At 62.2% G+C, this 14,848-nt stretch carries 12 protein-coding genes and 2 pseudogenes; 4 read left to right on the plus strand and 10 right to left on the minus strand.

The annotated features are described in order from the left end of the window. Positions 1-2 precede the first annotated feature (2 nt). Positions 3-800: a 4-hydroxy-tetrahydrodipicolinate reductase gene (dapB, locus tag NCR98_RS11325; RefSeq protein ID WP_250526244.1), complete on the minus strand. Its 798-nt coding sequence runs from the start codon at positions 798-800 to the stop codon at positions 3-5. A 102-nt stretch (positions 801-902) separates the two neighbouring features. Then, complete coding sequence (locus NCR98_RS11330) at positions 903-1,694, minus strand: outer membrane protein assembly factor BamE (RefSeq protein ID WP_250526245.1); 792 nt, start codon at positions 1,692-1,694, stop codon at positions 903-905. A gap of 231 nt (positions 1,695-1,925) precedes the next feature. On the opposite strand from NCR98_RS11330, the gene fur reads away from it, so the two are divergent. Next, positions 1,926-2,354 (plus strand): ferric iron uptake transcriptional regulator, encoded by a 429-nt coding sequence (gene fur / locus NCR98_RS11335; protein ID WP_244826232.1) that lies wholly within the window; start codon positions 1,926-1,928, stop codon positions 2,352-2,354. Between the two features lie 185 nt (positions 2,355-2,539). On the opposite strand, the gene alc is transcribed toward fur, so the two are convergent. Then, entirely contained in the window at positions 2,540-3,559 is a 1,020-nt protein-coding gene (alc, locus tag NCR98_RS11340) for an allantoicase (RefSeq protein WP_250526246.1), read from the minus strand. A gap of 41 nt (positions 3,560-3,600) precedes the next feature. Then, positions 3,601-4,920, minus strand: a complete 1,320-nt coding sequence (locus NCR98_RS11345; RefSeq protein ID WP_244828113.1) for a C4-dicarboxylate transporter DctA — start codon at positions 4,918-4,920, stop codon at positions 3,601-3,603. Positions 4,921-5,151: 231 nt separating this feature from the next. On the opposite strand from NCR98_RS11345, the gene NCR98_RS11350 reads away from it, so the two are divergent. Beyond that, positions 5,152-5,847, plus strand: a complete 696-nt coding sequence (locus tag NCR98_RS11350) for a FadR/GntR family transcriptional regulator (protein WP_244826234.1) — start codon at positions 5,152-5,154, stop codon at positions 5,845-5,847. A 189-nt stretch (positions 5,848-6,036) separates the two neighbouring features. Here the strand turns inward: NCR98_RS11350 and gap are convergent, their stop codons facing one another. Further along, positions 6,037-7,047, minus strand: coding sequence for a type I glyceraldehyde-3-phosphate dehydrogenase (gene gap / locus NCR98_RS11355; protein WP_244826235.1), 1,011 nt, complete (start codon positions 7,045-7,047; stop codon positions 6,037-6,039). A gap of 42 nt (positions 7,048-7,089) precedes the next feature. Further along, positions 7,090-9,141 carry a transketolase gene (gene tkt, locus NCR98_RS11360; protein WP_250465645.1) on the minus strand — a complete coding sequence of 684 codons (2,052 nt, stop codon included), beginning with the start codon at positions 9,139-9,141 and terminating at the stop codon, positions 7,090-7,092. Positions 9,142-9,488: 347 nt separating this feature from the next. Here tkt and NCR98_RS11365 point away from each other — a divergent pair, with 347 nt between their 5' ends. Together NCR98_RS11365 and NCR98_RS11370 are read left to right on the plus strand one after the other, a co-directional pair. Then, positions 9,489-9,902 (plus strand): VOC family protein, encoded by a 414-nt coding sequence (locus NCR98_RS11365; RefSeq protein ID WP_244826237.1) that lies wholly within the window; start codon positions 9,489-9,491, stop codon positions 9,900-9,902. A 64-nt stretch (positions 9,903-9,966) separates the two neighbouring features. Continuing rightward, complete coding sequence (locus NCR98_RS11370) at positions 9,967-10,704, plus strand: 16S rRNA (uracil(1498)-N(3))-methyltransferase (protein WP_250526247.1); 738 nt, start codon at positions 9,967-9,969, stop codon at positions 10,702-10,704. A gap of 98 nt (positions 10,705-10,802) precedes the next feature. Here the strand turns inward: NCR98_RS11370 and NCR98_RS11375 are convergent. The 4 genes and pseudogenes from NCR98_RS11375 to NCR98_RS11385 all read right to left on the minus strand — a co-directional run. Beyond that, a pseudogene (locus tag NCR98_RS11375) lies at positions 10,803-11,198 on the minus strand (barstar family protein); the annotation flags it as partial. A 69-nt stretch (positions 11,199-11,267) separates the two neighbouring features. Further along, positions 11,268-11,375 (minus strand): annotated as a pseudogene (locus NCR98_RS33665) (barstar family protein); the annotation flags it as partial. Between the two features lie 15 nt (positions 11,376-11,390). Then, entirely contained in the window at positions 11,391-11,909 is a 519-nt protein-coding gene (locus NCR98_RS11380; RefSeq protein ID WP_250509480.1) for a ribonuclease, read from the minus strand. Positions 11,910-12,361: 452 nt separating this feature from the next. Continuing rightward, positions 12,362-14,656, minus strand: a complete 2,295-nt coding sequence (locus NCR98_RS11385) for an NADP-dependent malic enzyme (RefSeq protein WP_244826241.1) — start codon at positions 14,654-14,656, stop codon at positions 12,362-12,364. Between the last annotated feature and the right edge of the window lie 192 nt (positions 14,657-14,848).

Here is a 14,848-nt window from a genome sequence, read left to right on the forward strand (position 1 = left end):
TTTCAGCGCAGCCCGAGGACGTCCTGCATGTCGAAAAAGCCTTTGTCGTGGCTCGCGAGAAACCTCACCGCGCGCAGCGCGCCCTGCGCGTAAGACAGACGGCTCGCCGATTTATGCGTGATCTCGACGCGCTCGCCGATGCCCGCGAACATGACCGTGTGATCCCCGACGATATCGCCGCCGCGAATGGCCGCGAAACCGATAGTCGATGGGTCGCGTTCGCCGGTCACGCCTTCGCGCGCGTAGACGGCGCAGTCCTTGAGGTCGCGGCCGAGCGCCTTGGCCACTGCCTCGCCCATGGCAAGCGCGGTGCCAGAGGGCGCATCCACCTTGTGCCGGTGATGCGCCTCGATCACTTCGATGTCGTAGCCTTCCGCGAAGTGCTTCGCCGCGAATTCGAGCAGCTTGAGCGTGACGTTCACGCCAACGCTCATGTTCGGCGCGAACACGACGCCGATCTTCGCGCCCGCGGCTCGCAATTGCGCCTTCTGTTCATCGGAGAAACCGGTCGTGCCGATCACCATCTTCACGTTGTGACGCAGCGCGGCTTCGAGATGCGCGAGCGTGCCCTCGGGGCGCGTGAAGTCGATCAGATAATCGGCGGCGGCGAACACGCGTTCGATGTCGTCGGTGAGCAGGACGGCCGTGGTCTTGCCGAGAAACGCGCCCGCGTCCTGGCCGAGCTGCGGCACGCCGGGCCGGTCGAGGGCGCCGACGATTTCCGCGTCGGGATCGTTGAGAACGGTTTCGATCAACATCCGGCCCATGCGGCCCGATGCCCCGGCGATGGCGATCTTCATGGCTGTCTCGTGTCGAAGCGCGCAACGGTCACGCGCTGGATGATGCAGATTGGAAGCAACGGGAACCGCGCGAGGAGCACGCCGGTTCCCGTCGGCGCCGCGTTACTGCGGCATGGAGAACTGCGTCTGACCACCGGCGTTGGAAGGCGTGGGCGACGTGCTCGCCGGGCCTACCGCGCTGCTATCCGGAATGTTGATTTGCTGCGGCTTGCGCTGCAACTGGATTTGCGAGTTGCTGCCGCCCGCGCCCGCCGAACCCGGCGCACCGCCCGCGCTTTGCGGCGCGCTGCTGTAGGCCGAAGAGCGCTGACGGCCCGTTGGCGTATCCACCTGAGCGGTCGCGCGATTCGCGGCCTGCGCCGCTTGCTGGTTCGCGTCGCCCGAAAAAGCCGCCGCTGCGTTTGGCTGCGTGGAAGGCTCGCCCGCCGGAGCGGTCACGGCCACGGTGGATGCCGCGACCGGCGCGGAAGCGGGAGGCACCGCGGCCTTCGCGACCTTCACGCCCTTGTCGCCGTCGATTTCCGCGAGCAGTTCGAGGTTCGAAGGCAGATTCTCGCCGCCCGACCAGCTCACCACGCGCTCGCTCGCGAAGTTCACGACGAAGTCGCGCTGCTGCACGACCGACGTGGAACCGCGCTTGAAGTAAAAGACGTAGTCCCAGCGATCCGCGTGGAACATGTCGGTGAGAAGCGGCGTGCCGAGAATTTGCTTGACCTGATCGCGCGACATGCCGACCTGCATCTGGCTTGCTGCTTCCTGCGAAACGAAATTGCCTTGCACGACCGTGATCCGATACGGCGTGATGCTCTGCGCGATCTTCTGCGTGATGCTGTCGTAAGTCGAGCAACCGGCCAGCAATGCGGCCACGGTTGCAGCGATCATGGTTCCCCGCATGCGACGGCTCTCCCTGCAATTCGATAAAATTTTTGAGAACATTTCAACCTTTCGCGCGAGGCGTTTTCGAAGGCCGCGCCAATCCAAGCCAATCCAAGCCAATACGTGAGCCAATACGCGACAGTCACGTGCTCATGCGGACCGATCCGTGTCATTTCTGTTCATGATGTCGGGAACGGTCAAAACGCATTACTATGAGAACCTCAAATTGTACTCTAGGGATGCCTAGCCATGACCAATCCCGCCGATCTCAAAAATATCGGGCTCAAGGCGACCCTGCCCCGCCTCAAGATTCTCGAAATCTTCCAGCACAGTCCGGTGCGCCATCTGACCGCTGAAGACGTGTATCGAAACCTGCTCACCGAAGAGCTGGATATCGGTCTCGCCACGGTTTATCGCGTGCTCACGCAGTTCGAGCAAGCCGGACTTTTGTCGCGGAGCAATTTCGAATCGGGCAAGGCCGTCTTCGAACTCAACGAAGGTTCGCATCACGATCACCTCGTGTGCATCGACTGCGGCCGCGTGGAAGAGTTCTTCGACGCCGAGATCGAACGCCGTCAGCAGTCCATCGCGAAAGAGCGCGGCTTCAAGCTCCACGAGCATGCGCTGGCTTTGTACGGCGCCTGCACGAAAGAAAACTGCCCGCACCGTAAGCATTGAGCGGATGCGCCGGGTGCCCGGCGCGCAATAGGCAAAACCGCCGCCCATCGGCAACGATGGACGGCGGTTTCATTTCGCCTGTACGGTTTGCGAGATGCGTATGCGCACGATTCGCAATTACGTTCACGTACCTTGATCGATGAACGCGAACGCTCGGCGCGCGAGCGAGACAAGCATCGGCGTCTTCATTGAATTTCGCCGAAGACGCGCAGCCGCGACACGCCGCCATCCGGAAAAATATTGAAGCGCACGTGCGTCACGGGCCCGAGCTTCGCGAGCTCCTTCTCGAAGCGATGCACCTTGTCCATAGCGAGTTTTTGCTCGTCGAGCAGCACAGGCCAGAACATGGCTTGCGTCACGAGCGATTCATCCGTGCCGCCCTCGACACGCGCCGCCTGCAGCGAGCAGCGATCCGGGAAATTGCCTTTGAAATGCGCGGTATCGACTTCGATCGCGCGGATCACGCCGGGCGCGGCCAGCGCTACGATCGCCCAGTCGTTGCCCGGCTCGCGACGGCGACGCGTTTCCCAGCCATCGCCCATATTCACGCCGCGTCCCGGCATCAGCATTTGCGATGCTGGCCCGAAGTGCTGATTGTTCGCCGCGACCAGATACGCGCCGTTCTCGACAGCCGCGAGGTCCAGCAGCGTGCCGCGCTCGATGCGCGAAAAATCCGTCTTCGGCTGACCATACACACGTAGCCGCGCGATCCCGCCATCGGGGTAAATGTTCACGCGCAAGTGCGTGTAAGCGCGCGTATCGGCGATCTCGACATAGTGATGACGATTGCCCTGCAAGGTCGTCGCCGGCACGATCTCGCGCCAGTCGCCGTCTTCGGGCGCGCTCGCCGGATCGGCGTTCGGGCTGTAGCACGCCTCGACCGACGCGGCCGGCGGAAAGTTGCCCGTGAAATGACTCGTATCGATATCGATGCCGTGAATCGTGCCCGCGCGCGCGAGCTTGACGACGCAGAAGTCATAGCCCGTCGTGCGCTTGCGGCGCGTTTCCCAGCCGTCCATCCACTTGCCGTGTTGGTCGTATTTGCCGGGAATGAACACCGCCGGCTGCGGCTCCAGCATGCGTTCCTTCGGCGCGAAGAATTCGTCCGTGGCGAAGAGCGCCTGCGCGCCGAGACGCGGGTCCGCGAGGTTCATATAGCGGCGCGTGAAGGCGGGCGCATCGGGATCGAGAATCGGGTTTGCCATTCGTATGTCCTTTTATTTGAAGATCGAGCGCAGCTTCGGCATCAGATCGCGTGCGCGTTCTCATGCCCATGCGAGGTTTCGGGCGCGGCCGGCACGAAGCGATAATCCGCGTCCTGGTCGAGCACACGCCTGGCGCGCGCCCGGTCGATGTCGTTCTCCCACACGGCCACGACCACGGTCGCCACGCAATTGCCGATGAGATTCGTCACCGCCCGCGCAATGCCGACGAACCAGTCGACCGGCAGAATCAGCACGAGACCGAGCACGGGAATCGCGGGAATGGCCGACAGCGTGGCCGCAAGGATCACGATGGCCGAGCCGGGAATGCCGTGCGCGCCCTTCGAGGTCACGAGCGACACGAGCACCACGACGATCAGGTCATGCAGCGAAAGCGGCGTGTTGGTCGCCTGCGCGATGAAGATCACCGCGAGCGTGAGGTAGATCGAGAAGCCGTCGAGATTGAACGAATAGCCGGTCGGAATCACGAGGCCGACGGTCGAGTCCTTGATGCCCATCCATTCGAGCTTGCGCATGATCTGCGGCAGCACGGCATCGGACGATGCAGTGCCGAGCACGATCGACAATTCTTCGCGCAGATAGCGCACGAGCTTGAAGATGGAGAAGCCCGCGAGGCGCATCACCACTGCGAGCACGACGAACACGAAGAGGAAGCAGCTTGCATAGAACACGGCCACGAGCAGGCCGAGTTGCTTCAACGATTCGACGCCGTACTGCCCGGTCGTGAACGCAATCGCGCCGAGCACGCCGAGCGGCGCCAGCTTGATGATGAACGCCATGATGCGAAAGAACACGTGCGAGAGTTCGTCGATCAGACCGGTCACGCGCTTCGCCTTGTCGCCGAGCAACGAGAGCGCCGAGCCAAATAGCACGGAAAACACCAGCACTTGCAGGATGTCGCCCTTGGCGAAGGCGTCGATGGCGGTATCGGGAATGATCTTCAGCAGAAAACCCGCCGTGTCCTTGAGGCTCTTCGCGTGTTCCGTGTAGGTCGTGAGCGACGACGCGTCGAGCGTATGCAGGTCGATGTTCATGCCGACGCCCGGACGCGTCACCCACGCGAGGATCGCGCCGATCACGAGCGCCAGCGTAGTCATGATCTCGAAGTAGACCACCGCTTTCAGACCGACGCGCCCGACCTTCTTCAGATCGCCCGCGCTCGCCATGCCACTGACGACGACGCAAAACACGATCGGCCCGATCACCATCTTGATGAGCTTGAGAAAGCCATCGCCGAGCGGCCGTAGCGACTGGCCGAAGTGGGGAAAAAGCGCGCCGACCACGATACCGATGACCAGCGCAATCATCACCCTGCCGAACAGCGAATTCAGGAATCTCGACACGACCTTCTCCTTGTCGTTGAAGGGTTTCATTTTCAGGCAACTGTTCCGACTGGTCGGACCAGTGATGTGATGAGGCATATTAGAAAGCCGATATAACCGCGTCAAGCAACGCGTGCTAACGGTTTACCCTGTTGCCTTCTGGCATGGAATCGCTTGATTCGAACCGGAGCACACGCGTACGAAAGGCGCGCATACAATGGCGGTCAGACCGGCCATTCCCCAATTCTTCCTATGAAAAACGTTCCGCATACCGTGACCGATGCCGCCATCGCGACCATTCGCGAGCGTATCGAGTCGAGCATGTATCCCGTGGGCAGTTTGCTGCCCGCGCAGCGGCAACTATCGGAGGAACTGGCGATCAGCCGTGCTTCGTTGCGCGAGGCGCTGACCACGCTCGAAGCGCTCGGCATGCTGCACATCCGTCCCGGCAAGGGTGTGTATGTGAGCAGCGCGCAGGCGTCGAGCGCGCATGGCTGGCGGTTTGCCGATCAGGCGTCGTTGCCCGATACGTATCAGATGCGCTTCGCGCTCGAGGGATTCGTCGCGCGGCTGGCGGCGCATTCCATCGGCGACGCCGACATCGACTGGCTCGATGACAATCTGAACGCGCTGCAAGGCGCGCTCATGGCGGCGGAACTCGAGGAGGCCGCGCAACTCGACTTCGCATTCCATATGCGTATCGTGAGTCTCGCGGGCAATGCGGCCATCGAGTCCATCTTGCGTGGCAGCGCCGACATCATGAAAGAGAGCCAGCGCTTGCCGTTCTATCGGCGCGAGCTCGTGCTTTCGACTTATAACGAACACATGGTGATCGTCGAAGCACTCAAGGCGCGTGACGGCGAGAAAGCCGGCATTGCAATAGAGCGGCACATCGTCAACGCGGCGCAACGCGCGGGCGTGCATTTTCCGGTGCCACACCGAGCGTAGGTCCGGCCTTTCCAGCGATGCGCTGTCGAATCGATCTCAGGGGCACGGCATCGGCGAACGCGGCTGCGGCGGCTGCGGCTTACGTCGTGTCGCATTGCCGGCAGCAATTTCGCGTAAGCCGGAACACGCGCGGGAAAAGAAAAGCCGCTCCGAAGAGCGGCTTTTTTTACGTCGGTCAGTGCAGCAAGCTTACTTCGCGTTCGCGAGCGCTACAGCCGTGTCCAGCATGCGGTTCGAGAAGCCCCACTCGTTGTCGTACCAGCTCGACACCTTCACGAGACGGCCCGACACCTTGGTGAGCGTTGCATCGAACGTCGACGAAGCCGGGTTGTGATTGAAGTCGATCGACACGAGCGGCGCCTCGTTATAGCCGAGAATGCCCTTGAGCGAACCTTCCGCTGCTTCCTTCATGATCTTGTTGACTTCCTCGACCGTCGTATCACGTGCGGCGATGAACGACAGATCGACCACCGACACGTTGATGGTCGGCACGCGAATGGCATAGCCGTCCAGCTTGCCGTTCAGTTCCGGCAGCACGAGACCGACCGCCGAAGCCGCGCCCGTCTTCGTCGGGATCTGGCTATGCGTGGCCGAGCGCGCGCGACGCAGGTCTTCGTGATACACGTCGGTCAAAACCTGATCGTTCGTGTAGGCGTGGATGGTGGTCATCAGACCGTTCACGAGACCGATCTTGTCGTTCAGCGGCTTGACGAGCGGCGCAAGACAGTTCGTCGTGCACGACGCGTTCGAGATGACCGTGTCGGATGCCTTTAGCACGTGGTGGTTCACGCCATACACGATGGTCGCGTCCACGTCCTTGCCGCCCGGCGCCGAGATGATGACCTTCTTCGCGCCACCCTTGATGTGCGCGCTCGCTTTTTCCTTCGTCGTGAAAAAGCCCGTGCATTCCAGCACGACGTCGACGTTCAACTCGCCCCACGGCAGTTCGGCCGGGTTGCGGTTGGCCAGCACGCGAATCTTGTCGCCGTTGACGACGAGGTAATCGCCGTCCACCGACACTTCGCCCGGGAACTTGCCGTGCGCCGTGTCGTACTGCGTCAAATGCGCGTTCGTCTTGGCATCGCCGAGATCGTTGATGGCGACGATCTCGATGTCGTGTTTCTTGCCGTTTTCGTAGAAAGCTCGCAGCGTATTGCGGCCGATCCGGCCGTAGCCGTTGATTGCAACGCGAATCGTCATGGTCAATCTCCTGATGGCTAAAAAAACCGTTGACTGCCGGGTTCAGGCCGCGAGCACAGACTTCGCCGTCTCGACGACATGTTCCACCGTGAAGCCGAAATGCTTGAACAGCTCGCCCGCCGGTGCGGATTCGCCGAACGTGTCGATGCCGACCACGCCGCCTTCGAGGCCCACGTACTTGCGCCAGAAATCCGTCACGCCCGCCTCGATCGCCACGCGCGCCACGCCCTTGGGCAGCACGCGCTCGCGGTATTCGGCGTCTTGCTTGTCGAACACGTTGGTGCAGGGCATCGAGACGACGCGCGCGCCAATGCCGTCCTTCGCCAGTGCCTCGACCGCCTGCATCGCGAGCTGCACTTCCGAGCCGGTCGCGATGAGGATGATCTTGCGCGCCGGAATGTCGTCGTTCCAGTCGCGCAGCACGTAGCCGCCCTTCGCGATGTTCGCGATCTGCACGTCGTTGCGCGGCGAGAATTGCAGATTCTGCCGGCTGAAGATCAACGTGGACGGACCTTGATGTTCGATTGCATGCGTCCAGGCCACCGCCGTTTCCACGGTGTCGGCCGGGCGCCACGTCTGCAGTTGCGGAATCAGACGCAGGCTCGACACGTGTTCGATCGACTGATGCGTCGGGCCATCTTCGCCAAGACCGATGGAGTCGTGCGTGAACACGAAGATGGAGCGCGACTTCATCAGCGCCGCGACGCGCAGCGCGTTGCGGCTGTAATCCGAAAACGTCAGAAACGTGCCGCCGAACGGGCGGAAGCCGCCATGCAGCGCGAGACCGTTGATGGCCGTGCTCATGCCGAATTCGCGCACACCGTAATTGATGTGGTTGCCCCACTGGATGCCCGCGTGACCGGGGTTCGCGTTTTCTGCGTCGCCGGCGGCGCGTACGGGCTTCGACGCTTTCCAGTTCGTGAGGTTCGATCCCGTGAGATCCGCTGAACCGCCCAGCAGTTCCGGCAACGCAGCGGCCAGACCTTCGATGGTCTGTTGCGATGCCTTGCGCGAAGCGACCGTTTCGGCGCGCTGGTTCGCATCTTCGATGATCTTCGCCGCGCTCGCCTTCCAGTCAGCCGGCAATTCGCCCTTCATGCGGCGCGTGAATTCGACCGCTTCGCTGCCGTACTTCGCGCGGTAGGCCTCGAACGCCTTGTTCCACTCGGCTTCGGCGTGCGTGCCTTGTTCCTTCGCGTCCCACGCTGCATAGACTTCCTGCGGAATCACGAACGGCTCGTAATTCCAGCCGAGGCCCGCGCGCGTCGCGGCGATTTCCTTGTCGCCGAGCGGCGCGCCGTGCGCGTCGTGACCGCCCGCCTTCGTCGGCGCACCCTTGCCGATGACCGTGCGGCAGCAGATCAGCGTGGGCTTGTCCGAGTTCTTCGCCGTGGCGATGGCGGCATCGACCGCTTCGACGTCATGGCCGTCTACCGCGCGGATCACGTTCCAGCCGTAGGCTTCGAAACGCTTCGGGGTGTCGTCGTGGAACCAGTGTTCGACGTGACCGTCGATGGAGATGCCGTTGTCGTCGTACAGCGCGATCAGCTTGTTCAGCTTGAGCGTGCCCGCGAGCGATGCGGCTTCGTGCGAGATACCTTCCATCAGGCAACCGTCGCCGAGGAAAACATACGTATGGTGATCGACGATCTTCGCGTCGGCCTTGTTGAACTCGGCCGCCAGCAACGCTTCGGCGAGCGCCATGCCGACCGCGTTGCCGACGCCCTGACCGAGCGGCCCGGTGGTGGTCTCGACGCCCGGCGTCATGCCCACTTCCGGATGGCCCGGCGTCTTCGAATGCAGTTGGCGGAAGTTCTTCAGTTCACCGATCGGCAGATCATAGCCGGTCAGGTGCAACAGCGAATACAGCAGCATGGAGCCGTGACCATTCGACAAAACGAAACGGTCGCGGTCGAACCAGTGCGGATTCGTGGGGTTGTGCTTCAGATGGCGCGACCACAGCGCGACGCCGATTTCGGCCATGCCCATGGGCATGCCGGGGTGACCGGAGTTGGCTTGTTGAACGGCATCCATGGCAAGCGCGCGGATCGCGTTGGCCATGAGGGCGGTCTGACTGGAGGGCTGGGTCGTCATGTCGTGTCGAGTGCTTGGAAAGCTCGGGAGCTTCCGGCTGGTCCTGAAATAATCCGCAGTGATTCTGCTACGCGCCGGACCCGCGGCACACAACGTTTTCAGGACCGGAACGACGAGAAACGACGAGGATCGGGAGGCCGTCATTCTAACAGACCGGTCCGATTGACAGGCCGCGAGCAAGCGCCAAAGCATCGCCGTTCGACGCGCATCGCTGACCATCGCGGCGGGCACGTTCCGTGCAGCGGCTGCTTCGCTTCGAGCGCCGGCGCCTCCGGATGGCATGCCGGGCTTCGTGGCAGAATGTCCCTCACCGTATTCGTGCAGCAAGGCTTGAAGGAGTGCTTTCGATGACAGACCCACGCCCGGCCGACGTGCCCTGGTTGACGCCCTATCTCACCGTGCGCGATGCGCGCGTGAGCATCGGGTTCTACGAGAAGGCGCTCGGCTTCGCGGTGCGCGACAGCGTGAACGACGATGGCAGCATCATCCACGTCGAGATGACGTATCGCGGCCAGTTGATCGTGATGTTCGCGCCGGAGGGCGCTTACGGCTCGCAGGCGCGCACGCCGAAGAGCTCCGGCATCATGGCGCCGCAGTCGTTCTATCTTTATGTGGACGACGTGGATGCCACCTTCGCGCAGGCCATCGCCGTGGGCGCGAAAGCGCTCATCGAGCCACAGGATCAGTTCTGGGGCGACCGCTTCGCGCAGATCGAAGATCCGGATGGCTATCGCTGGGCGATTGCGCGGCATCTGAACTAAGCGCTGTTTCATTCCCTCAAGGCAACTTCACTATCCGCGGGTTCTGCATCCGCGATCGTTACCTATGCCACGCTTTTACGTTGACGGCCCGCTCGCGGTGGGCCAAACCTTGCCCCTCCCCGACGATGTCGTGCGCCACGTGCACGTCCTGCGCCTCCAGACCGGCGATGTCATCACGCTCTTCGATGGCGAAGGCGGCGAGTATCGCGCGGAGCTGACCGAGATCGCGAAACGTGCGGCCAGCGCGCGGATCGACGAACACGACGAACGTGACGCGGAGCCGCCGTATCGCGTGATACTTGCGCAAGGCGTCGCGGGCGGCGACAAGATGGACTGGCTGATCGAGAAGACGGTGGAGCTGGGCGTCGCGGATATCGTGCCGCTGACGACCGAGCGCGGCGTCGTGCGGCTTGCGGGCGAGCGTGCGCTCAAGCGTCAGGCGCACTGGCAAGCGCTCGTGCGCGCCGCCTGCGAGCAATGCGGACGCAATCGCGTACCGCACGTCGCGCCGCCGCGCGATCTCGACGCCTGGCTCGCCGACTTGCCGCCCGCCTCCGATGGTGACCTGCGCTTGCTGCTTTCGCCGCGCGCGGAACTCGCGTTCGCGACGCTGCCCGCAAAAGCGCCGCGCGAACCGGTGACTTTGCTGATTGGACCGGAGGCGGGATTTTCGCCATCGGAAGAAAGTGAGATCGTGGCGGCGGGTTTCTCCGCGCTCGGTCTCGGACCGCGCGTGTTGCGCACGGAGACGGCGGGAATCGCGGTGCTGGCGGCACTGGCCGCGCGTTGGGGCGGCTGGTGAACGGGACGACAGCCCGCAAACAAAATCAGCCCGATGAGCAAGACCCATCGGGCTGATTCATTTTCAAACGTCGCGCGAGCAGCGCTCGCTTCAGCGCGTCACACGAACGAATAGAACACGCGGAACGCCACGCGCCGTTCGGCCCAGAACTCGGCCGCGTCGCGGAACACGTCGAGCAGCGTCTCGCGCCCTTCCTTGTCGAATTTCTGCGCAATCGGCAATTGCTCCAGCACGATCACGAAGCCCGGTTGCGAGCCCGCCTTGTGGACGAGATCGGTCAGCGAGTCGTACAGCGCGTCGTAGTTCTTGCCGAAGTGCTTGGGAAACAGGAACGACGTCGCAATGGTCTCCAGGATTTCCTGCTTGCTCTGCGCCTGCCCGAGATACGCGTAAAGAAAATGCTGTTCGAGTCGATTCGCTTCGTCGGCGAGTTCCTGAACACGGAACGCGCGGATGGATTGCACGATATTCGGCCGCACCGTCGCGAAAAGAGACTCGGATTCCTCCGCCGGTTCCTGAGGATGCGCCTGCACCGGATTCGGCTCGTCATCGGGTCTGTTGTCGTGTTCTGTCATGCGTAGCCGCAATACTCGCTGGAACAGGTTGCCATCGCCGGTTGCGAAAAGATCACTCGCGACGCCGTTGTCGTGCGCGTAGATGTTGTCGCTCATGCCGTTAATCCCTAGTTAGTCCGCAATGCGTTTGAAACTGGCGTAATGGTCGTCCGTGTAGTAGCAGTCGCCGGTCTGCCGCTTCGACCCGCCACACACGATTCGCCGGGCGCCCCGGTCACGCGAACGCGGCGTGGGCACCGTGTACTCGTGGTAATAACCACGCGGATGCCGCGGCAGCACACGCTCGCGATTGCCGAACACGACTCCGTCCTTTGGATAAGGGAAAGGGCCGCCCGCTTCGATCAGCCGCAATGTCGCCACTGCCTGCTTCGGCAACTGCGCAATGCCGATGGTGGCGAGCCCGTCACGCTCAGGCCGGCCGGATTCGGCAGACCGTTGCGTGGGTTCCCGCACCGGTCCCCGACCAAGAGACCCTGCCGATTCGGCGGGCGTTCCCGGCGCCTCGCTTGCCTGAATGGCAGCGGGACCCGCGGATGCCGCGTCTGGTGCGCCGCCACGGGATTCGTCCTTGCCACATCCGCCAAGAATGAGACTCAAGGCGACGATGGTTGAAACCCATGCACGCATCACGAAACGGTTGTCCCCGCGTTATCAGAATTCGACGACCATGAAAGATGCAAGGGTATCGCTAATGACAAGGGGAAGCAACGTTCCGCGAGAAATCGGCAATTCTTCCTTAAAATTGCCAAAAAGCATGGAGATTGGCAAAAAATCAAGTCAATATTTAGCCCAAATCTGAGAGATTTTTATCTCGAACGAGATAATAATTTGTCCCGCAGAGCCGCGAAGCCATATGACGAGTCGCCTCACTTGTCGGCTTCACGGCAGGCGCTCCGCCGAGGCTCTGTTTTTGACCCTTGGAGGGCGAGTGAATCCCCTTTGCTCTTGCCTCGAAGCGTGCCAACGACCCACGGCACGCTTTTTTTTCGCCCGCGTTTTTTGCTGCCAAAAAAAAACGCGGCGGAAAATTCCGCCGCGTTCAATTGGCACGTCGTCGTACGGCAGACGCTCAGTTCATTCGTTCACCGCGCAGCCGTCGCGTCGGCCACGAGCAGCGCCGTCATGTTGACGATACGCCGCACCGTCGCCGATGCCGTCAGCACATGCACCGGTTTTGCCGCGCCGAGGAGCATCGGACCGATGGCGATGTTGTTGCCCGCCGCAGTCTTCAGCAGGTTGTACGAGATGTTCGCGGCGTCGATGTTCGGCAGGATCAGCAAATTGGCGTCGCCTTCGAGCGTCGATTCCGGCAGCACTTCCTTGCGCAGACGTGAGTCGAGCGCGACGTCGCCGTGCATTTCGCCATCGACGTCGAGATCGGGCGCGCGTTGCTTGAGGATAGCCAGCACGTCGCGCATCTTCTGCGCGGTCGGCGCGTTGCTCGTGCCGAAGTTCGAATGCGACAGCAGCGCGATCTTCGGCACGATGCCGAAACGCTTCACCTCTTCCGCCGCCATGATGGTGATTTCCGCGAGTTGCTCGGGCGTCGGGTCGACGTTGACGTGCGTGTCGGCCAGGAAAATCTGGCGGCCCGGCAACACGAGGCCGTTCATGGCCGCGTAGACCTTCGCGCCTTCCTTCTTGCCGATCACCTGATCGATGAAGTGCAAATGCCGATGCGTCGTGCTTACCGTACCGCAGATCATGCCGTCGGCTTCGCCCTTTTCCACCAGCATCGCGCCGATGAGCGTGGTGCGGCGGCGCATCTCGAGCTTGGCCATCTGCTCGCTGATACCCTTGCGCGCCATCATCTTGTAGTACGTCTGCCAGAAGTCGCGGTAGCGCTCGTCGTGATCGGTGTCGACCATCGTGAAGTCGACATCCGGCGTGAGACGCAGACCGAACTTCGTGATGCGCTGTCTGATGACCGCCGGCCGGCCGATGAGAATCGGCTTGGCGATTTTTTCGTCGACGGCGATCTGCACGGCGCGCAGCACGCGCTCTTCCTCGCCTTCCGCGAACACGATGCGCTTCTTCTCCGGCTCCACGCTGCGCGCGAGCTGGAACACGGGCTTCATGGTCGTGCCGCTGTGGTAGACGAACTGCTGCAAGTGCTGTTCGTAGGCGTCCATGTCCTCGATAGGACGCGTCGCCACGCCGCTGTCCATCGCGGCCTTGGCCACTGCTGGCGCAATCTTCACGATGAGACGCGGATCGAAAGGCTTCGGAATCAGATACTCGGGGCCGAACGACAAGTCCTGAATGCCGTACGCGGTCGCGACGATATCGCTTTGTTCCTGACGCGCCAGTTCCGCGATTGCGTTCACCGCCGCGATTTCCATTTCCTTCGTGATGGTGGTCGCGCCCGCATCGAGCGCGCCACGGAAGATGAACGGAAAGCACAGAACGTTGTTGACCTGATTCGGGTAGTCCGTGCGGCCGGTGGCGAGCACGGCATCGGGGCGCACTTCGAGCGCGAGTTCCGGCAGGATTTCCGGCGTCGGATTGGCAAGCGCGAGAATGAGCGGCTTCGCGGCCATGCCCTTGACCATTTCCTGCTTGAGCACGCCGCCTGCCGACAAGCCGAGGAACACGTCCGCGCCTTCCATCACTTCGGCGAGCGTGCGCGCGCTGGTCTCGCGAGCAAAGCGTTCCTTGTCCGGGTCCATGAGTTCGGTGCGGCCTTTATAGACCACGCCGGCCAAGTCCGTGACGAAGATGTTCTCGATCTTCATGCCGAGATCGACGAGCAAGGTGAGACAGGCCAGCGCCGCCGCGCCCGCGCCGGACGCCACGAGCTTCACTTCGGCGATGTCCTTGCCGACCACCTTCAGGCCGTTGGTGATGGCTGCCGCGACCACGATAGCCGTGCCGTGCTGATCGTCGTGGAAGACGGGAATCTTCATGCGCTTGCGGCACTCGCGCTCGACGATGAAGCAATCCGGCGCCTTGATATCTTCCAGATTGATGCCGCCGAACGTCGGTTCGAGCGCGGCGACCACTTCGACGAGCTTGTGCGGATCGCTTTCGTTGAGCTCGATGTCGAACACGTCGATGCCCGCGAACTTCTTGAAGAGCACGGCCTTGCCTTCCATCACCGGCTTGGAAGCGAGCGGACCGATGTTGCCGAGACCCAGCACCGCCGTGCCGTTCGACACGACGCCCACGAGGTTGCTGCGCGCGGTGAAGCGTGCGGCGTTGAGCGGATTTTCGACGATCGCCTCGCACGCGAACGCGACGCCCGGCGAGTAAGCCAGCGCGAGATCGCGCTGGTTGATCATCTGCTTGGTCGGCGCAATTGCGATCTTTCCGGGGACCGGAAACTCGTGATAGTCGAGCGCGGCTTCGCGAAGCTTGGTATTGGCGTCAGTCGTCATAAGGCGGGCTAGCAGTGCGGGAATTAGAATGGAAGTTCGAACGCATTGTAGCGCCATTCGTGTAGCGCTTTAGCCCGCAGTCCATGCAATTCAGCTACAAGTGCCGTGACTTTAAAAGTTCTGATCCTGAAGCGCAGTAAGGCTTTCAGCGCATCGGCCGGTTTTTTCGAGACACGATGCGGGTACGTTCAC

Source organism: Caballeronia sp. GAWG2-1 (assembly GCF_023631405.1).
Classification (GTDB): Bacteria; Pseudomonadota; Gammaproteobacteria; order Burkholderiales; family Burkholderiaceae; genus Caballeronia.